Here is a 19,408-nt window from a genome sequence, read left to right as displayed (position 1 = left end):
CTAACTTGTTCCAGCGGAGCAACATCATGCGTAACCCACGGTGTGAGCCGTGGGCGATTCAGTTATCTGGAATTTCCGGATAACTTCTACAAATTAACTTAATTGCAATTTTGAAAGCGATTTCGACCGCTTGTTGAAAAGCCAGTCAAAAACTTAGTTCACAATAAACTCTCTCGCTTGCACACTCAAAATTTTCCGCTATTATAGCGCAACAAAATTTTAGCTAGACTTATTGAGATTAGACGATGAATAAATTTAAATTCATTTTAATGACATTAACAATTACCCTACTTTTTGCTTGTACGCATAAAGCGAAAAGCGTCAAAACAATAAAAAAAGGTTATTTAAAAGAAAATATTAGTCTGGTGGAATTATCTAACCCTGCTCACTATAAACGCTATTATTATCGCTGTCGAAATTTCGAAACAGGTTCAAATTCGTTGTTATACGCTTATTTTCCATTATCTCGAGAAAGCCGAATGAAAGAAAATTTTGGCATTTATTTCCAGCTTGATGGTGGTAAGGCGGAACCTTTTGATCATATTGAAAATCGCACTCTTAATGCTCGTGGTAGTCGATTTGAGGTGGTTTACCGCTCATATAATCCCATTCAGGGCAGTTATATTGATTTGATTGCTCGTCAAAATAGTTCTGTGTATTACAAAAATCACCAAGGGAAACGCACGCGTTGGTTGGAATGTCGTGAAGCATAATGACAGCATTACCTTGTGATAATAAAAAACCTTTTCCAATCAGGCATACTTCGGTATCATACAGCATATTTTTCTTCTCAATTTATAAATAGGTAAAACGTGAATATTCAACAACTTTTATCAGATAAAATTCAACAGGCAATGGTAGCAGCAGGCGCAGAGCAAGGTGTCGAAGCTGCTGTTCGTCAATCAGGTAAACCACAATTTGGTGATTATCAAGCTAACGGCATTATGGGCGCGGCGAAAAAATTAGGCTTAAACCCTCGTGAATTCGCGCAGAAAGTGCTAGATAAAGTGGATTTGCATGGCGTAGCGGAAAAATTAGAAATTGCCGGTCCCGGCTTTATTAATATTTTCTTAGACAAAAATTGGTTGGCACAAAATGCAAATCAGCAATTAAGTGCGGTCAATTTAGGCATTAAAACTGAAAAACCACAAACTATTGTGGTCGATTATTCCTCCCCAAATGTAGCGAAAGAAATGCATGTAGGACATTTACGTTCAACCATTATTGGTGATGCGGTTGTTCGCACGTTGGAATTTTTGGGTAACAAAGTTATCCGTGCTAATCACGTGGGGGATTGGGGTACGCAATTTGGCATGCTCATTGCTTATTTGGAAAAAATGGAAAATGAAAATGCCACTGCAATGGAATTAAGCGATTTGGAAGCATTCTATCGTGCAGCAAAAGAACATTATGATTCAGATGAAATTTTTGCGGAAAAAGCCCGTAATTATGTGGTGAGACTACAAAGTGGCGATGAATATTGCCGTACGATGTGGAAAAAGTTGGTGGATATTACTATGCACCATAACCAAGAAAACTATAACCGTTTAAATGTCACCCTCACTGAAAACGATGTGATGGGTGAAAGTTTGTACAATCCTATGTTGCCTGAAATCGTTGCTGATTTAAAAGCCAAAGAATTAGCCGTTGAAGATGACGGCGCACTCGTTGTGTTCTTGGATGAATTTAAAAATAAAGACGGTGATCCAATGGGCGTAATCGTTCAGAAAAAAGATGGTGGTTTCCTTTATACCACCACAGATATTGCTGCGGCAAAATACCGTTATGAAACATTAAAAGCGGATCGCGTGCTCGTTTTTTCTGATAGCCGTCAATCACAGCATATGCAACAAGCCTGGTTGATTACGCGTAAAGCAGGCTATGTACCAGATAGTTTCTCTCTTGAACATCCATTCTTTGGTATGATGTTAGGTAAAGATGGCAAACCGTTTAAAACGCGTTCTGGCGGCACGGTAAAATTAAAAGATCTCTTAGATGAAGCGGTAGAGCGTGCGGACAAATTAATTGCTGAACGTAGCACTGAACTCAGCGCGGATGAAAAATCAGCTGTGGTAGAAGCCGTAGCAATTGGTTCAGTAAAATATTCTGATTTAAGTAAAAACCGCACCACAGATTACGTGTTCGATTGGGATAATATGTTAACCTTTGAAGGTAACACTGCACCTTATATGCAATACGCTTACACACGTATTCGTTCAATCTTCGCTCGCGCCGGCATTAATGCGGATCAATTAACAGGCGATATTCTTTTGGCTGAAGACAAAGAACGTGCTCTTGCAATCAAATTATTACAATTTGAAGAGGCATTAAACGGTGTAGCAAAAGAAGGGATGCCACATATTCTGTGCCAATATCTCTATGAACTTGCAGGTGCATTCTCTGGTTTCTATGAAGCCTGCCCAATATTGAATGCGGAAGAAAATATCAAAAATAGCCGTTTAAAATTAGCCTATTTAACCGCAAAAACCTTAAAACAAGGTTTAGATTTGCTTGGTATTAAAACGGTTGAAAAAATGTAATCAATCCCCTTGAGTGACGGCTCAAGGGATTTTTTTTGGAGCTCAATTATGAAAAAATCCCTACTCGCGATACTAATTTCCTCTATTGTTTTGCTTACAGCTTGTGATGACAAAGAAAATCAGGCTAAATGGCAACAAGCAGAACAAAAGATTTCACAATTACAAACGGAATTAAAAAACACTCAAGATGAACTGGCAAAAGTGCGGTCAGAAATTCCGGTGATTTTTGCCAAAGCCGTGACGCTATTTGACAAAACCGAAGAATTTCAAAATCCCAACAAAGAAGATGAATATATAACAGAAAGCGTGTCATCTATGCAGATCACTGCGGTAGAAACTAACGAACCTTGGCTTAATGATTTGCTTTATAATCAAATGCTTGATAGTGATTTTAGTCTTGATGATAAAACTAAAGAACAAGAAATTAAGCAAATTCAAGACCCTAAGGCTCGCTTGCAAGCGCGTTTGGCTTATTTATATGACGAAGCTCGAAAATCCTCACAAGCCTTTGAAACCCGAACGAATGTCTTTCGTGAAACCCTTCGTTATGTTGGACAGCGTCAAAATATCTTAACATTTACACAAGATCTGTATACGGATGGCGGTGGCGCACATCCTTTAAGCTGGCGAAACTATATCAACATCGATATGACTAAAAAAGAAAATATTAGCTTAGAAATGGCATTTGGTCATGAGAATTTAAGTAAACTCAATGAGTTATTATGGCAAGAATATGCTGCTTATAATGCGGAAGTGAATGATAACACCGATGAAAATGCCTTTTTTGTAAAAAAAGCAGACTTTGAAATCACTAAGAATTTCTATTTCCACAGCGATGGCATAACCTTTGTGTATCCACCTTATCTAATTGGCCCTTACGCTGCAGGAGAAATTCAGCTTTCTCTTTCTTGGGATAGCATTCGTGATTTATTAAAACCAGAATACCGTTGGTAATGCTAGTTGGTGAGTCTGTCGAACTATCAACTAACGTTTCGACAGGCTCTATACTGCCATATATGACTTCTTCAACACTGCCCATATCGATTATTTTTGCTCCTCATAACGATGTAACAAAAGCTCAAATATGAAGTTTTTAAAGTAGGTATAGGGGATAAAATAACAAAGCATAGTGATTTATCTTCAACCATAGAGCAACATTCCAATGTAGGGAAAAAATTTAATCCTAGTGTATCTAATGTGGATAACGTAACTTGGTACGACGTTGCCGTAATTGCAAACGGGAATTTAGCCTGACTTCCGACACACCGTTTGCCCCCTTGAAATTTGTTTTTACTCCCCCATTTTCTGTTTCACAATGATGTTGCAATGTGCTTTTTTGAAAATTTCAAAAATTTTTTTAAAAAGGCCCTTGAAAAAGAAATTGCAATCCACATTTTATAATCACGTAAGACGAGACGATAACAATCTCGTCAAAAGTAAAACAGATTTCTAACTAGGAGAAAACATATTATGGGTAAAATTATTGGTATTGACTTAGGTACAACAAACTCTTGTGTTGCTGTAATGGACGGTGACAAACCGCGCGTAATTGAAAACGCTGAAGGTGATCGTACTACTCCGTCAATTATCGCTTATACAAACGATAACGAGACATTAGTTGGTCAACCTGCGAAACGCCAAGCGGTAACAAACCCGAAAAATACATTATTTGCAATCAAACGTTTAATCGGTCGTCGTTTTGAAGACAGCGAAGTACAACGTGATGTGAACATTATGCCATTCAGCATTGTGAAAGCTGACAACGGCGATGCTTGGGTAGATGTAAAAGGCGATAAATTAGCTCCGCCACAAATCTCTGCTGAAGTATTGAAAAAAATGAAAAAAACCGCAGAAGATTTCTTGGGCGAACCGGTTACTGAAGCAGTAATTACTGTTCCGGCATACTTTAACGATGCACAACGTCAAGCGACGAAAGATGCGGGCCGTATCGCTGGTCTTGATGTTAAACGTATTATCAACGAACCAACAGCCGCGGCGTTGGCTTATGGTTTAGACAAAGGTAAAGGCAACCAAACTATTGCGGTTTACGACTTAGGTGGTGGTACATTTGACTTGTCAATCATTGAGATTGATGAAGTAGGTGGTGAAAAAACTTTCGAAGTATTAGCAACTAACGGTGATACACACTTAGGGGGTGAAGACTTTGATAACCGCGTCATTAACTACTTAGTTGATGAGTTCAAAAAAGAGCAAGGCGTAGATTTACGTAATGACCCACTTGCAATGCAACGTTTAAAAGAAGCAGGCGAAAAAGCGAAAATTGAACTTTCTTCTGCACAACAAACAGATGTGAACTTACCATACATCACTGCAGACGCAACAGGCCCTAAACATTTGAACATCAAATTAACTCGCGCGAAATTAGAAGCGTTAGTTGAAGATTTAGTCGCACGTTCAATGGAACCTGTGAAAGTAGCGTTAAATGACGCTGGCTTAAGCGTAGGTCAAATTGATGATGTGATCTTGGTGGGTGGTCAAACCCGTATGCCATTAGTTCAACAAAAAGTGGCTGAATTCTTTGGCAAAGAGCCACGTAAAGACGTGAACCCTGACGAAGCGGTTGCTGTAGGTGCGGCGGTACAAGGTGGTGTGTTATCAGGCAACGTAACTGACGTGTTATTATTAGACGTGACACCATTATCATTAGGTATCGAAACCATGGGTGGCGTGATGACCACTTTAATTGAGAAAAACACGACTATTCCAACGAAAAAATCGCAAGTGTTCTCAACAGCGGAAGATAACCAAAGTGCGGTAACTATTCACGTACTTCAAGGTGAACGTAAACAAGCGAGTGCAAATAAATCTTTAGGCCAATTTAACTTAGAAGGTATTAATCCGGCACCACGCGGCATGCCACAAATTGAAGTGACTTTCGATATTGACGCAGATGGTATTATCCACGTTTCAGCGAAAGATAAAGGCACAGGTAAAGAACAACAAATTACCATCAAAGCTTCTTCTGGCTTAAGCGATGAAGAAATTCAACAAATGGTTCGTGATGCAGAAGCAAATGCAGAAGCAGACCGTAAATTTGAAGAGTTAGTGCAAGCACGTAACCAAGCGGATCATTTGGTTCACTCTACTCGTAAACAATTAAGCGAAGTGGGTGATAAATTATCTGCTGACGACAAAGCACCAATCGAAAAAGCGGTTAGTGAACTTGAAGAAGCGGCGAAAGGTGAAGACAAAGCGGCGATTGATGCAAAAGTACAAGCATTAATCCAAGTGTCTGAAAAACTTATCCAAGCCGGTCAAGCGCAAGCACAAGCGGATGCGACTGCTCAACCGCAAGGTGGCAAAGGCAACGATGATGTGGTTGATGCTGAATTTGAAGAAGTGAAAGATAAATAATCTTTATCTGAACACTGAACCCAAGGGCGTAGCAATACGCCCTTTTGGTGTATATCTAAGAGAATAATTTAATGGCAAAAAGAGATTACTACGAAGTTCTAGGTATTCAAAAAGGGGCGGATGAAAAAGAAATCAAACGTGCCTATAAACGCCTAGCAATGAAATATCACCCCGACAGAACCAAAGGGGATAAAGAAAGCGAAGAAAAATTCAAAGAAATCAACGAAGCCTATGAAATCTTAAGCGACAAAGAGAAAAAAGCCGCTTACGATCAATATGGTCATGCAGCCTTTGAACAAGGCGGTTTTGGCGGTGCCGGTGGCGGATTTGGTGGCTTTGGCGGTTTCGGTGGATTTGAAGATATTTTCAGCGAAATGTTCGGCGGTGGCTCTAGCCGTCAACGTGTTGTCCGCGGTGAAGATTTACGCTATGACATCGAAATCACGTTAGAAGAAGCGGTTCGTGGCGTCACCAAAGATATTCAAATTGCGACCCTTGCTCATTGTGATGAATGTAATGGTACTGGTGCAGAAAAAGGCTCAAAAGTCGAAACCTGTCCAACCTGTCATGGTCATGGCCGCGTACGCCGTCAGCAAGGCTTCTTTATGACGGAGCAAATGTGTCCAACTTGTCATGGCACAGGCAAAAAAATTGAAAAACCTTGTAAAAAATGTCACGGTGACGGACGCGTTCATAAAAACGAAAGCCTTTCTGTTAAAATCCCCGCTGGCGTGGATACAGGTAACCAATTACGTTTAGCCGGAAAAGGAGCCGCCGGTGAAAATGGCGCACCTGCCGGAGATTTATATGTGGTTATTCACGTTCGTGAACACCATATTTTTGAACGTGACGGCAGCAATTTATATTGCGAAGTCCCAGTTAGCTTCACGATGGCGGCATTAGGTGGTGAAATTGAAGTCCCTACCCTTGATGGTCGTGCCAAACTCAAAATTCCTGAAGGCACACAAACAGGTAAAATGTTCCGTATGCGTGGTAAAGGGATTACCGCAATGCGTTCGGGCTATGCCGGTGATTTAATTTGTAAAATCATTATTGAAACACCGGTTTCACTCAATGAAGAACAAAAAGAACTACTACGCAAGCTAGAAACTAGCCTTGAAGGACAAGAAAAACAACGTCCAAAATCATCGAGTTTCTTTGATGGAGTGAAGAAATTTTTTGATAATTTAGGGAAATAATCTCTCGAAAAGAGCATAAAGTGCGGTCATTTTTAATGATAATGCCAATAATTGAGAAAAGGGTGTTTACTCTGCATTTAATTTTGTTATAGCTCCCTTTCTCATTTCGCAGTGCTACAATAGTTTTAGTCGGTTGGGCGAATACTTTTGCGTTGTAGCTCCCTTTCTCATTTCGCAGTGCTACAATCAACAGCGCAACATATACCACACCAAGCACGTTGTAGCTCCCTTTCTCATTTCGCAGTGCTACAATTTACGCGCCTTTGGATCGCCTACTATACACGTTGTAGCTCCCTTTCTCATTTCGCAGTGCTACAATCTAGCCAAAAGGGGGGTCGGTTTTGGAATAGTTGTAGCTCCCTTTCTCATTTCGCAGTGCTACAATTTGTTACCATTGCAACCGCATTGATAGAAAGTTGTAGCTCCCTTTCTCATTTCGCAGTGCTACAATGATCGGCTTTAATTTGTCTATTCTTCCGCTGTTGTAGCTCCCTTTCTCATTTCGCAGTGCTACAATAAGTGCCATCTCGGGGATAGCGGTTGATGAGTTGTAGCTCCCTTTCTCATTTCGCAGTGCTACAATAAGCGCGCGCGCGAATGCATCCAGATATTAGTTGTAGCTCCCTTTCTCATTTCGCAGTGCTACAATTTACGCGCCTTTGGATCGCCTACTATACACGTTGTAGCTCCCTTTCTCATTTCGCAGTGCTACAATAAAGTTATTTCAATTAGTCGGGAATTTCGAGTTGTAGCTCCCTTTCTCATTTCGCAGTGCTACAATAAATAAGGAAATTCTATTACCTACTTTTCGGTTGTAGCTCCCTTTCTCATTTCGCAGTGCTACAATATACTTTCCTTGAATTCATTAAAGCTCGTTGTTGTAGCTCCCTTTCTCATTTCGCAGTGCTACAATATAAGGCGTTGTTTGTTTAAAAGCTCGTATGTTGTAGCTCCCTTTCTCATTTCGCAGTGCTACAATCGGCGTTTTAACGTTACCATTCATTGAACCGTTGTAGCTCCCTTTCTCATTTCGCAGTGCTACAATATGTTCGCCTAGCAAATCTTTACGGCGTTTGTTGTAGCTCCCTTTCTCATTTCGCAGTGCTACAATCCCGATGCACCAAGGCCTTATTCAATAAGGCTTTAGTGCATTTTTGTTTGTAAAAAAATCAATAAAATATTCTCTGTACGCTAGCTATTTGATGAAATTTTTTTAGAAAAAGTGCGGTGAAAATTATTCATAATTTGTGCAAAAATGATTTTTTGCCGTAAATTTAGAAAAAATACTGTCTGCAAAATAAGCAATCAAACAGTCTTTTTGATTAAAAAAACAGCACTTGAACTGTTGCGTGATTTTTAGTATTTCAGTGTTTTTTTATTAAAAAAGTAGCATTTGGTTTGCATTCACTTTTTTCTCTTGAACTTTCAACTCACCTAACAAAATCTGCATACTGGCAAACTGTTTTTCGGTAACTTCTAAACAACGAATTGAGCCTTCTTCAGGCAGATGTTCACAAAGCCTTTTATGGTGCTTATCTAACGCATCTCGTCCTCGAACAATGCGGGCATACACTGAAAGCTGTAACATTTGATAGCCATCTTTTAATAAAAATTGGCGAAACTGATTGGCGACTTTGCGTTTCGCCGCCGTGGTGACAGGTAAGTCAAAAAAGACGATCATTCGCATAAATTTTGCCTCACTCATAACGATGTTCCTCAAGCGGTAAGATTTCGGGAAGTTTTAACAACTCCGCATTTTTACTCATTAACGCATTTTGAAAGGATGCAACAGCTCGATCTATGGTAGCCAATACGCTAAAAGTCTGTTGATTAATGCTCATTTGATAGTGCAATAAGCGAATAAGCTGTTGTTTAGTTGCTGGGGTTAAGCCGTTATCAAGCTTATTTTCTTGCCACAGTTGCCACACCATTAAATCGACCAAAGGGCGAAATGGTTCAATAAAATCATCCGCGAGATTAAAGGGATTTTGTTCATTATGATGAAACAATCCTAACGCTGGTAGCCAACCATATTGTACTAATGCTCTTGCCACTGCGGATCGTAATATCGTGTAAGCATAGTTCAGATGTGCATTAATGTGATTTTCTTGCCAACGGCGAAAATCCTTCCCAAATGCCGTTTGAAAATAGAGTTGTGCTGCTTGTGCCTCTATATTTTCTTTATCGCCCGATTTCACTTGTGTCGCCATTGCATACAATCTTTTCGCCTCTTTAGGGTGATGGGATTGGGTAAGCACAAAGGCTTGGTTGCGGATTTTTTGTTGCACAATCTTTTGCCAAAGTTGCTTTTTCTGTGGTTGGCTTGCTTCAAGTTGTAATTTAAGTGTTTTTAATTGGCGATGATATTGAGCGAACGGTAGCCATTGCCCACAAGGTAAAAATTGCTCATCACAACTCAATAGTGTGATACCTTGTTGAGCAAAGGCTGAAAGTAGCGGAATTGTGATTACCGTTTCCCGACTTTCCACCACGACAATAGCAATATCTTCAAGGGGAACGGTAAATTCCTGCTCTTCTTGTTGGATTAACATCTGTTTACGTTTTAAGGATAATTTTCCCCCATTACTGATTAAAATACTTCGCCAGCTCATAGCATCTCCTTGAATTGAAAAAATCCCTGCTTTCATTAAAAACAGGGATTTAAAATTAACGAACAGGTGGACGTTTTTTCATTGGACGACAAGGTCGGATATTTTTACCGAGTTCATCGACTTGGTATTTTTCAATAGATAATGCTAACTTCACACCTATTCCCAAATAAATACCGTTAGGTGCTTTGGAATTATCTAAATCGTGTTCTTTTATATTAATCGCACCAGTCAACCTATTAAATCCGTTGTAGTAACCAAAAAATTGAGCTTTTTTAGTTACCACCTTTATTAAATCATTTGGATAAAGTGCAAACTGGAAGATTGCATTTTCATCCATTTCCTCCCATTTATCTTCTGGTGTATATGCAACCACAGCCCTATTCGGCAAAATTCCTTTTGCTACTTGCCAAGTGTAAATCGGAACAAGGAAATATTTTCCGCCTTTAATAAAGACATCTACTCGCACCATTGAGGCATTATCGGCAACGCCATTATTTTGGCGAACTAACACACCGGATTTTTGAACCTGTTCTACACGCACTGCTTTCACTTGTTGCCCACCTTTTTTATAAAAGGGTTCAGCGAAGGCTTTTGCCGGATCATTATTAAATTTTTCTAAACGTGCTTTTAAAGCCTCATAAAGTGCTTTTTCACGTTCTCGATTAACCATATTTTCCAGATCTTTTAATTTCAGTTGAGTGAGTGGCACTCGAGAAACACTTAATCCTTCGGCTAAACGTTTGGCGGATTTGATGGTTTCCATATGCCCTTGCCCCGTCATTTTGCGTGTTGGGGCGCGTGAAACAAAGAGCGGTTGAATAAATTCGTGATTTGCTTGCGGTCGATCCGGCAAGGCGATAACGACATCTTCTGCTGGGGTTTCACTAAACACGCGAATTTCCACTTCTTGACGGAAGAATTTCCAAGGTTCAGGGAAATGGAATTTAATAATTTCCCCTGTTTCTTGATCAATTTTTTCCCCCGTAAACACATTCATCTCTTTATAACGCACATAATCGGTAATTTTCTTTTGTAATGCACGAGTAGAACAAGCGACAACTACTGCATCAACGGCGTGATGGCGGTCATTATCTTCACGCACTTTTTGAATTCCCCAACTTCTGCGAAGTAAGGCAGTAATTTGACCGTTTGAGGCAAATACTCGTTTTTTTCCCTGCCCAACTAATTGCATATTGTCTTCAATAAAATTGCACAGAAAACGTGCCACATAGCGAGTATCATTTAAGTTACGCTCTCTAAACCCTTCTTCATCAAGGTATTTCGTTAAAATCCGTTGTTTTTTGCTATAAGGGAAACGGCTACCATTAACTAAGGCTTGAAAGAGTTTCCAACGCTCTGAGTTTTCTTTGCCATTTAACCACTCGTAAGGCGTATGATTACCTTTGTTCTGATTTTCATTGGCAAGCACTAACACTTTATTATTAAAACTGTCGTCCCAAGTACGAGAGAATGGCAATGCGTGATCGATTTCTACATAGCCTTTTTCAAGCAAACGGTTTAAATCTAACTCTTTGCCTGAATATAAGCATTTGCCGTGCTGTTGTTCATAAAGACGCATTTTAAGAATATCTTTCGCTTTTGGCTCGCCCACAAAATGAGGGAAAAATTCTTTAAATTTTTCAACCGCTCTTTGTCGCTCATTGCGATTTTCTTCCTGACGTTTAGTAATATCTCGGCGTTCGCTATAGGATTTACCGACTTCTCGCCCGGTTTCAATATGAATACGAGCAGGCGAACCATATAAACGAACCACACCGTTAATCACTTTTCTGGCTTGAGATAAGGTTCGTAACACCACAGGATTACGAATGTCTTCCACAGGAATTTTTGGCAAGAAACGTAGCTCAAGTTGTTCTTTTTTACCATAGTGATCGCCATAAACCTGTTTACACGCCTCATCGTAACGCAAACCATGTTCCATAAGCGGTAGGATTTTGGCTAAACTTTGCAAAGAAAGTTGAATAAATTTATCAAAATTAAGATTTTCTAATAGGGCATTTAATACCGCAGGTGATAACTCGCCATTCAGATATTGGCTAATATCCTCATCGGTTTTATAAATCGAAAAAGCCGTACCGATTTTATCTAACAATTCTGGTTTGGTTTTTAATCCCTCCCATTCGGTTTTCAAGCTATTACTTTCTAAGGCTTTACGAATGGCATGCCAAGCCTTCATTTCCATTAAGGTTGCACTTTCTGCATTATCTTTACCGTAACGAACCCCTTTAAAAATCGCTAAATCTGATAATTCCAACAATTTCCGTGCTTGAGCATAAGTGAATTTTGCTTTCTCAAAAGGTTGATTTATCAATAATTGGCGTTCTTCCGCCGTTAGCCCACGATCTGCACCATTTTCTAAAATGCGTAAGTTATTGAGCTTAGTCAGCCACACAAAATATTCCGCACTATAACTGTTTTTCGGGGCTTTATATTCGGTGGGTTCGAAGGTGCATTTCCCTAACATTTTTAAAATAGCCTCGCCGGATAATGCAGGTTTTTGCCACATTAACAATTCTGCGATGGCTTGCTCAAGAGATTGAGATGTATAAGGATTGTTGAATTCACGTTGTTTTTGGAATAGTAAACGAAGTTCTGCCAGTAAGTCGTTACGATCAAAGGTGTGGCTGTAAGCCCCACGTTGATTGCGGATATGCCCTTCTTCCTGTTGGAACTTTTTAATCGCAATTTCAGCCGGAGTAGAAAATGCCTGAGCTTGCAATAATTGACGGTTTTCACTAACCCCTTTTAACAATGCACCCAGTTCTTTATTGTCAGTTTTACTTTCATTTTTACGTTGTGATAAATAGCCACGATGTTTTAACAAATGTAATAATACCGCCGCCCATTCTTTACGATCTAATAAGTGATTCAATCCCTTAACACGCAATTCCCAAGGGTTATTCGGCAATGGCTTAACATCATCTACTTGCAAAATCCCTTCTTGTTTTAATAAACGCTTAGCTTTAAGTAAACGAACGGCTCTACGTCTGACCAACCGTCTGCTACTTCTTGCCAAACGGCGAGCAAGGGCAAGAGAATCCCCTGTTTTCGGCACTTCTGCTCGTTCAAAGGTTCTTACGCCAACATCAATTAAACGAATCGGGAGTTCATCTTGATCAATTTCAACCACTGCCCAACCCACAGAAGCGATACCTAAATCTAAACCGAGAATGTAATTGAGCTCTTTCATTTGAATATCCTTTTTAACGAAAATAACAGACCTTATTATTTTTACCACAAATCGATCAAAAGATTGACAATTTTTATTCAAATTTGTAGAATTGTTCACATATTGTTGCACTGCGAAATGAGAAACGTTGCTACAATAAGGCTTTTCTGAAAAGAATTGACCGCAATGCTCTGCCCCTTGTAATTTCGGTTACAAGGGGCATCATTTTTTGTATTATTTTCGCTATAGCTCGGTACAAATTACTTTCAAGTGAGTGATTATAGTGATGAAATTGATATAAGCATTGCGGTTTTACCTGATTTTGATGGTTATAACCGTGAGGGCGATGAATGCATGGTTTTCGATTTTTGGGCATTAGCAGATAATTTAAATAAGGATATAAGCTATTACCCCATTACTTGTGAATGTGGGATGCCTGATGATGCAGCTATTGATGCACCGCTTAATCAAAAAGTATCCGATAAGGAAATTATTTGGGATATTCCCATTAAGGATTATCGCTGGACCATCGTTCCACAATACAAAGAATTAGATGGCACATTGCGTATTATTTTTGATAAGCAAGACTTTGAGCAAACCGTTTTGCGAATGAACAACGAGCTACGTTCACTTCTTAAAAATGGCATTGAAATTACAACTATCAAGCCCGAACAGTTTATTGATCTTTATGGCGGTGCATTCTCCTTGGAAATAGCTATAACCAATCAACCACACATTACTTACGCACAAATTAGTTCAATTTATCCTTACGGTGGATGTGATAACGCTAGATGTTGGTTGCTTAGCCAATAATTTAGTAGCATGGTGGTTTTGCCTACAGTAATAGAGCCTCTCCCAAAACGAGATAATTACTTCTCGCTTTTTTTCACTATAAGTGTTGCATTTATTTTATGAATTTAGGTATCCGTTTTATAAAAATAATACCCAGATAGAGGAATCCCCCCTATCTGGCAAACGACTAATGTAAAACTTCAGATAACTCAACCCGACGTTTTTCCCTTACAGAAAGCGTACAAGCGTCTGCAGTTGCAATTGCAGCTCTTGCGGCTTCACCTGTGAGTAGTTTTATAAACTCTTCACTTGGTTGCATACCGTGCAAAATATCATTCAGATATTTCATCTCTTTTTTCATAATAGAACTTAGCCACATTGGGGTGCGTTTTCCTGGTTTACCATATTGGATTGCACCGTCCATTTCGGTACTGGTATAAATACGCGTTCTGTCGTCGTCTTCCTCTTGGCTTTCGTGGACTAAGAAATAACTCTCTTTGCCATCAAGTCGTAATATACCTTTACAATGATACATATCTAGTTTGATTGCCCCTTTTGTGCCTTGAATTAACACATAATGTTCACCCCAACGGAATGCAGATCCCCATTCCAATACAGCAAAGCGGTTATCATCAAATTCCAAATTGACAAATAACATATCGTCTTCGTCACCAAACTCAGGGGTATTGTGGGCTACGTTTGCTGCATTCATATAAACTGATTTCGGCATTCCACCCATTAAGAATTGAACGCAATCTAGCTCGTGGATATGGTGATATAAATGTCCGCCCGATTTTTCACGAATTTTTTTCCAAGAAATACTTGGTTGTACGTCTTCCCAGCCATTGCGAGCAGTATGACAATATAGCACTTTACCTATCACACCTTGATTAATCAGCTCTTTAGCGTGATGAACACCGTTGAAGAAATTCATAACGTGTCCAGCCATAAAAGTAACGCCATTTTCTTCGCAGGCTTTAACCATCTCATCACAGTCTTGATAACTTAATGCGATAGGTTTTTCACAGAAAACGTGTTTTTTATGTTTTGCCGCCAAAATAACAGGTTCTTTATGTAAATAGTTTGGCGTTGCAACAATGACACAATCTACATCATCACGCATTACCAATTCTTCCAAACTGTTTGCTGCATCACATTTCAATTCTTCTGCGATGGTTTTTCCATTTTCTGGGTCGTAAACCACCGTAATTTGTGCATTATCAAATTCATTCATAAAGCGTGCGAGATCTGCACCAAAATAGCCCACGCCAACAACACCATATCTAATCATTTTTTTGTCTCCTAAATTAATTAAAATACAGAATTTACCTTTATCGATAGCGATGAAACTTTATTTAACCGAGCCTTCAGATAATCCTCCTGCGATTTTATTTTGAATAAAACAAAAGAATAATACTGATGGAATGACCACAATAACCGAAGCCGCCATCATATCGCCCCAATCTAGAATCTCTGCACCATTTAGAGATCGTAATGCCACGGCAACTGTCATTTTGCTGGTATCATTGACGAGAATAAGGGCGTATAAGAACTCATTCCACGCATTGATAAAGGTGTAAATGGCAGTTGCTACAATACCTGGGGCAACAAGTGGTAAGACTATTTTGAAGAAAATAGTGAATTTACCTGCTCCGTCAATTTTGGCGGCTTCTTCAATTTCAATCGGTACCGTCTGGAAAAATCCGACTAGCAACCAAACTGCATAAGGGACGCTAAAAGAAAGATAGACGATAATCAGACCACTTGTTGTATTGGTTAGCCCTACTTTTGCCATTGCAATAGAGTATGGAATGGCAAGTAAAATCGGTGGGAAAATATAGGTTGTGACCAATAGTCTTGACATAATTGAACCTAATTTCGGGAAGAAACGAACAATACCGTATGCTGCCATTGCCGAAATGGTGATAGCGATAATGGTCGTAACTAGCGAGATAAATAGGCTGTTTTTAATATTTACAATGAAATTGAGATCGTTAATAACGTGTTCAAAGTAATCTAGTGTGAATATCTTTGGCCAGAACCGAGTTGGCTCACTGGTGAGTTCCCCTTTACTTTTTACGGACGAAATGAATATCCATACCAAAGGAAAGATAGCAATGACGGTTGAAGTTGCTAAGAAAAGATGGGAAACGATGTCGCCAAATAATGAAGATTTCTTTTTCATTTTATTTACTCTCCTTTTCCCAACGGTTAATAATTTTGAAGTAGATGAAACAAACTGATAGTAAGAAGATAAAGAGCAATACAGTCACTGCAGAAGAACGCCCTAATAATTTACTTCCCCAACCCATATCATAGGCATAGATTGGTAATGTCATCGTTGCATCAGCAGGACCGCCACCTGTAATAAGATAAATAATATCGAAGTTATTAAATACCCAGATGGTACGCAATACGACTAATAATCCAACAACGACTTTAATATGCGGTAGGGTGATATAACGGAACACTTGCCACATATTTGCTCCATCAATTTTGGCTGCTTCATATTGGTCTGACGGAATAGTCTGTAATGCGGACAGAATATTGACCATTATCAAAGGGGCTCCAAACCAAATGTTGATAAAGACAAGACATACGAACGCCCAAGTCCTATCAGCAAGAAAATTAGGGGCAATATCCATCAGCCCTAACTGCACCAACATATTAGGTAAATAGCCATAAACACCGTTTAAAATCCATTGCCAAGAGAATGCGATAACAATCGTCGGGAATGCCCAAGGCACAATTAATAGGATTTTATAAAGCCATTTAAAACGTTCTACCCGATTTAAAGCCAATGCAAGTAAGAAACCGACTAATACCTGACCTATCAGTGATAAAACTGTCCACATTAATGAATGCCCAAATGACATCCAAAAGCGAGGATCTAACAACACTGCTTTATAGTTGGCTAATCCTACAAAGCTATATGTCGGCATAATCAAGTTTTTATTGGTAAAACTATAAAAGATACTTGAGAGAAACGGATATACAAAGAGTACCGAAACGATCAACAACGCAGGTAATACGAATATCCATCTAGTATAGTTATTGCGACGGTAATACATAAGGAAAGCTCCTTATCAGTTTTTTCAGACAAAACTTCCCTAATACTTCGTCATAAAGTATGTGGTGTAAGTGATTAGAGAAGTGATGAAGTTATTGGGCTACAATGGCTTCAAACAGAGCATTGAGTTCTTTTTCTGCTTTTTGTGCGGCAACCATTGGATCTGTTCCATTTACAACAATATCTTGGAACATTTTCTCAATAACGTGTTGGTTAGTTAAAATCCCCGCTTGTACACTCGGCCCGTGTTCATAACCAATAGCAATTCCTTTTTCAAGTGCATCAGAAATGACTTTTTCGGCGTGACTAAATTGCTGAACCACAGGATCTTCTTTGTATGCAGTTTCGTCAGAGATACCTTTAATTGCAGGCAACATACCAACTGGAACTGACTTCAAGAATTGAATATATTTGTCTTTGTCGTAAAGTGTTTTCATAAAGGCTTTAGCGATATCTGGGTGTTTAGAGGCTTTCCAAACAACCATTGGAATATTTGAACGCTCAATCCCCACTTCAGGATCATCTGCTTTCATTCTTGGTAACGGATAAGCATCAATTTGTTCTAAAAGATGCGGTGAGTTAGCTTTTACTCCACCAATTTGGAAACCAGAGTTGAAGTCAAAAGCTGTTTTACCTTGATAATATAAGGTGGCTTGTTGTAATACATTGTAGTTCACCGCATCTTTTGGTGAGGTTTCTTTGTACATTTTCACCCAATATTTAATGCCTTCTTGAGCAATAGGGCTGGTTAAGTTCACTTTAAGATCTTTAGTTAATAAACTTTCCCCTGCACTTCTCACATAAAGATTTAAAAAGCGAGTTGCCATCAAATCATGACTACCCATTGGAACAGAAAGTCCATACACCCCATCTTTCGTCAATGCTTTTGCGGTATGGTAAAGTTCGTCCCACGTTTTCGGCACTCTTAAATTATTTGCTGCTAACAAATCTTTACGGATCCACATTACTTGAGCGTGAGAATAAAGTGGAATAGAATAATTTTGCCCTTTAACGGTTCCTTCATTAATTGCACCTTCAGCAAACTTATCACGACCAATGCTATCAATCAGATCACCTATCGGTTGCAATGCACCGATATTAATCATTTCAATAACGTGGTTTGGTAAAGCCGTACTCATATCTGGCACATTGCCTGAAGATAAGCCTGTTGTCCATTTCGCATAAAAGTCATTCCACGAAAACGTTTCAATTTTGATTTTAACTTTCGGGTGTTTTTGTTCAAATTCTTTTGCTGCCTGCTGAATAACTTCTAAGCGAGGACCTTGTGTAAAAGAATGCCAGAATGTAATATTACCAGCCAATTCTTGCCCTTCTTTAGGCATTGTAGCATTGGTTTGAGCTGTGTTCTTATCATCACAACCAGCTAATACAGACACGCCAGCAATGATAGGAAGTAACGCTGAAAACAATCTTTTAAGTTTCATAGTGTAATCTCCTATATGTAAGTACTATAACTGTAATAATGACATTTCAGTATGTGGATCAAAGAAATGAACGTGTTTCATATCAAATGCCAGTTCAATTACTTGCCCCATCACAACATCTTGATGAGAATGAACAACAGCTTTTAACGCTTGTTCATCAATATCGGTATGCAAGATATATTCAGCACCAAGTAGTTCAGCTACATTGATTGAAGCTGAAATTTTTGAATGAAAGTACTGACCTAATAGTGTAGGATCATTTGAAATATTTTCAGGGCGAATACCTAAAATAATCTCTTTATTTTCAAAACCTTTGGCTTGAATGAGCTCATTCCATTGTTCGCTAATTAAAAGAGAATTTGTAGCTGTATGGAAATGGTGATTTGAGATAGTTCCTTTGACAAAATTCATTGTCGGAGCACCAATAAAACCAGCGACAAAGAGATTATTTGGACGGTTATAAATTTCTTTTGGTGAGCCAATTTGCTGGACAATACCACTTTTCATCACCACAATTCTATCCGCCATTGTCATTGCTTCGGTTTGATCGTGGGTAACATAAATTGTAGTGGCATTGAGATTTTTATGGATACGAATAATTTCTGCACGCATATTGCCACGCAATTTAGCGTCAAGATTTGATAACGGTTCGTCCATCAAAAAGACTTTTGGAGAACGCACAATTGTTCTACCTAATGCCACCCGTTGTCGTTGTCCACCAGATAATGCTTTAGGTTTACGATCTAATAACTGCTCAAGCCCTAAAATCTTTGCAGCTTCTTTAACTTTCTGATCGATCTCTTCTTTGGAAAAATTTCTCAGCTTCAATGCAAAAGCCATATTGTCATAGACTGTCATATGCGGATATAACGCATAAGATTGGAACACCATAGCAATATCTCGATCTTTGGCTTCTACATCATTGACCAGCAGATCATCAATATAAAATTCGCCTTCGGTAATATCATCTAAACCTGCAATCATTCGCAAAGTTGTCGATTTACCACAACCAGAAGGACCAACAAGTGCGATAAATTCTCTATCTTTCACTTCAAGATTGAAATTTTGTACCGCTTCAAAGCCATTATCATACCGCTTGCCTATGTTTTTCAGTGATAACGTTGCCATAAATTCACCTTCTTATCCCTTGAGATATTAATAATTAATGCTTTACAACCAATACAT

General features: G+C 39.0%; 14 protein-coding genes and 1 CRISPR repeat array. Of the genes, 6 read left to right on the top strand and 8 right to left on the bottom strand.

From position 1 onward, the window contains the following. Nucleotides 1-245: 245 nt before the first annotated feature. The 5 genes from Q0O89_RS01500 (at nucleotide 246) to dnaJ (ending at nucleotide 7,114) form a co-directional block, all read left to right on the top strand. Complete coding sequence (locus Q0O89_RS01500; RefSeq protein WP_293730021.1) at nucleotides 246-713, top strand: hypothetical protein; 468 nt, start codon at nucleotides 246-248, stop codon at nucleotides 711-713. A 99-nt stretch (nucleotides 714-812) separates the two neighbouring features. Then, complete coding sequence (argS, locus tag Q0O89_RS01495; RefSeq protein ID WP_293730019.1) at nucleotides 813-2,540, top strand: arginine--tRNA ligase; 1,728 nt, start codon at nucleotides 813-815, stop codon at nucleotides 2,538-2,540. A gap of 48 nt (nucleotides 2,541-2,588) precedes the next feature. Next, nucleotides 2,589-3,494 carry an RsiV family protein gene (locus Q0O89_RS01490; RefSeq protein ID WP_293730018.1) on the top strand — a complete coding sequence of 302 codons (906 nt, stop codon included), beginning with the start codon at nucleotides 2,589-2,591 and terminating at the stop codon, nucleotides 3,492-3,494. A 516-nt stretch (nucleotides 3,495-4,010) separates the two neighbouring features. After that, nucleotides 4,011-5,915 carry a molecular chaperone DnaK gene (gene dnaK / locus Q0O89_RS01485; protein ID WP_293730017.1) on the top strand — a complete coding sequence of 635 codons (1,905 nt, stop codon included), beginning with the start codon at nucleotides 4,011-4,013 and terminating at the stop codon, nucleotides 5,913-5,915. Between the two features lie 71 nt (nucleotides 5,916-5,986). Continuing rightward, nucleotides 5,987-7,114, top strand: coding sequence for a molecular chaperone DnaJ (dnaJ, locus tag Q0O89_RS01480; RefSeq protein ID WP_293730016.1), 1,128 nt, complete (start codon nucleotides 5,987-5,989; stop codon nucleotides 7,112-7,114). Nucleotides 7,115-7,199: 85 nt separating this feature from the next. Then, nucleotides 7,200-8,225: a CRISPR direct-repeat array (repeat unit 36 nt; unit sequence GTTGTAGCTCCCTTTCTCATTTCGCAGTGCTACAAT). A gap of 267 nt (nucleotides 8,226-8,492) precedes the next feature. Here the strand turns inward: dnaJ and cas2 are convergent. The 3 genes from cas2 to cas9 are packed head-to-tail and all read right to left on the bottom strand — an operon-like array spanning nucleotide 8,493 to nucleotide 12,943. After that, the gene (gene cas2 / locus Q0O89_RS01475; protein ID WP_162856001.1) at nucleotides 8,493-8,819 is read right to left on the bottom strand and encodes a CRISPR-associated endonuclease Cas2; all 327 of its coding nucleotides are present in this window, start codon (nucleotides 8,817-8,819) and stop codon (nucleotides 8,493-8,495) included. Continuing rightward, entirely contained in the window at nucleotides 8,812-9,726 is a 915-nt protein-coding gene (gene cas1, locus Q0O89_RS01470) for a type II CRISPR-associated endonuclease Cas1 (protein WP_293730015.1), read from the bottom strand. Before cas1 ends, cas2 begins: the two co-directional genes overlap by 8 nt. 55 nt (nucleotides 9,727-9,781) lie before the next feature. Then, complete coding sequence (gene cas9, locus Q0O89_RS01465; protein ID WP_293730046.1) at nucleotides 9,782-12,943, bottom strand: type II CRISPR RNA-guided endonuclease Cas9; 3,162 nt, start codon at nucleotides 12,941-12,943, stop codon at nucleotides 9,782-9,784. Between the two features lie 243 nt (nucleotides 12,944-13,186). Between cas9 and Q0O89_RS01460 the strand changes: the two genes are divergently transcribed. Further along, the gene (locus Q0O89_RS01460; RefSeq protein WP_293730014.1) at nucleotides 13,187-13,729 is read left to right on the top strand and encodes a hypothetical protein; all 543 of its coding nucleotides are present in this window, start codon (nucleotides 13,187-13,189) and stop codon (nucleotides 13,727-13,729) included. 166 nt (nucleotides 13,730-13,895) lie between these two features. Here the strand turns inward: Q0O89_RS01460 and Q0O89_RS01455 are convergent, their stop codons facing one another. From Q0O89_RS01455 to ugpC, 5 genes are all read right to left on the bottom strand, one after another. Further along, nucleotides 13,896-14,999 carry a Gfo/Idh/MocA family oxidoreductase gene (locus Q0O89_RS01455; RefSeq protein ID WP_293730013.1) on the bottom strand — a complete coding sequence of 368 codons (1,104 nt, stop codon included), beginning with the start codon at nucleotides 14,997-14,999 and terminating at the stop codon, nucleotides 13,896-13,898. 60 nt (nucleotides 15,000-15,059) lie between these two features. Continuing rightward, nucleotides 15,060-15,893 (bottom strand): carbohydrate ABC transporter permease, encoded by an 834-nt coding sequence (locus Q0O89_RS01450; protein ID WP_035490173.1) that lies wholly within the window; start codon nucleotides 15,891-15,893, stop codon nucleotides 15,060-15,062. Nucleotide 15,894: 1 nt separating this feature from the next. After that, nucleotides 15,895-16,779, bottom strand: a complete 885-nt coding sequence (locus Q0O89_RS01445; RefSeq protein ID WP_293730012.1) for a sugar ABC transporter permease — start codon at nucleotides 16,777-16,779, stop codon at nucleotides 15,895-15,897. 91 nt (nucleotides 16,780-16,870) lie between these two features. Beyond that, entirely contained in the window at nucleotides 16,871-18,223 is a 1,353-nt protein-coding gene (locus Q0O89_RS01440) for a sugar ABC transporter substrate-binding protein (RefSeq protein WP_293730011.1), read from the bottom strand. A 24-nt stretch (nucleotides 18,224-18,247) separates the two neighbouring features. After that, complete coding sequence (gene ugpC / locus Q0O89_RS01435) at nucleotides 18,248-19,351, bottom strand: sn-glycerol-3-phosphate ABC transporter ATP-binding protein UgpC (RefSeq protein WP_293730010.1); 1,104 nt, start codon at nucleotides 19,349-19,351, stop codon at nucleotides 18,248-18,250. Nucleotides 19,352-19,408 lie beyond the last annotated feature (57 nt).

This window comes from uncultured Actinobacillus sp. (assembly GCF_945915845.1).
In the GTDB taxonomy this organism is placed as follows: Bacteria; Pseudomonadota; Gammaproteobacteria; order Enterobacterales; family Pasteurellaceae; genus Exercitatus.
Note: the sequence above shows the minus strand (reverse complement) of the source record. Positions and strands in the feature narration are given on the sequence as shown.

Bases quoted from the DNA above. Each gene is read 5' to 3' on its own strand.
- Q0O89_RS01500 (WP_293730021.1), top strand. From the start codon at position 246: ATGAATAAATTTAAATTCATTTTAATGACATTAACAATTACCCTACTT.
- Q0O89_RS01490 (WP_293730018.1), top strand. From the start codon at position 2,589: ATGAAAAAATCCCTACTCGCGATACTAATTTCCTCTATTGTTTTGCTT.
- dnaK (WP_293730017.1), top strand. From the start codon at position 4,011: ATGGGTAAAATTATTGGTATTGACTTAGGTACAACAAACTCTTGTGTT.
- dnaJ (WP_293730016.1), top strand. From the start codon at position 5,987: ATGGCAAAAAGAGATTACTACGAAGTTCTAGGTATTCAAAAAGGGGCG.
- cas2 (WP_162856001.1), bottom strand. From the start codon at position 8,819: ATGAGTGAGGCAAAATTTATGCGAATGATCGTCTTTTTTGACTTACCT.
- cas1 (WP_293730015.1), bottom strand. From the start codon at position 9,726: ATGAGCTGGCGAAGTATTTTAATCAGTAATGGGGGAAAATTATCCTTA.
- Q0O89_RS01455 (WP_293730013.1), bottom strand. From the start codon at position 14,999: ATGATTAGATATGGTGTTGTTGGCGTGGGCTATTTTGGTGCAGATCTC.
- Q0O89_RS01450 (WP_035490173.1), bottom strand. From the start codon at position 15,893: ATGAAAAAGAAATCTTCATTATTTGGCGACATCGTTTCCCATCTTTTC.
- Q0O89_RS01445 (WP_293730012.1), bottom strand. From the start codon at position 16,779: ATGTATTACCGTCGCAATAACTATACTAGATGGATATTCGTATTACCT.
- Q0O89_RS01440 (WP_293730011.1), bottom strand. From the start codon at position 18,223: ATGAAACTTAAAAGATTGTTTTCAGCGTTACTTCCTATCATTGCTGGC.
- ugpC (WP_293730010.1), bottom strand. From the start codon at position 19,351: ATGGCAACGTTATCACTGAAAAACATAGGCAAGCGGTATGATAATGGC.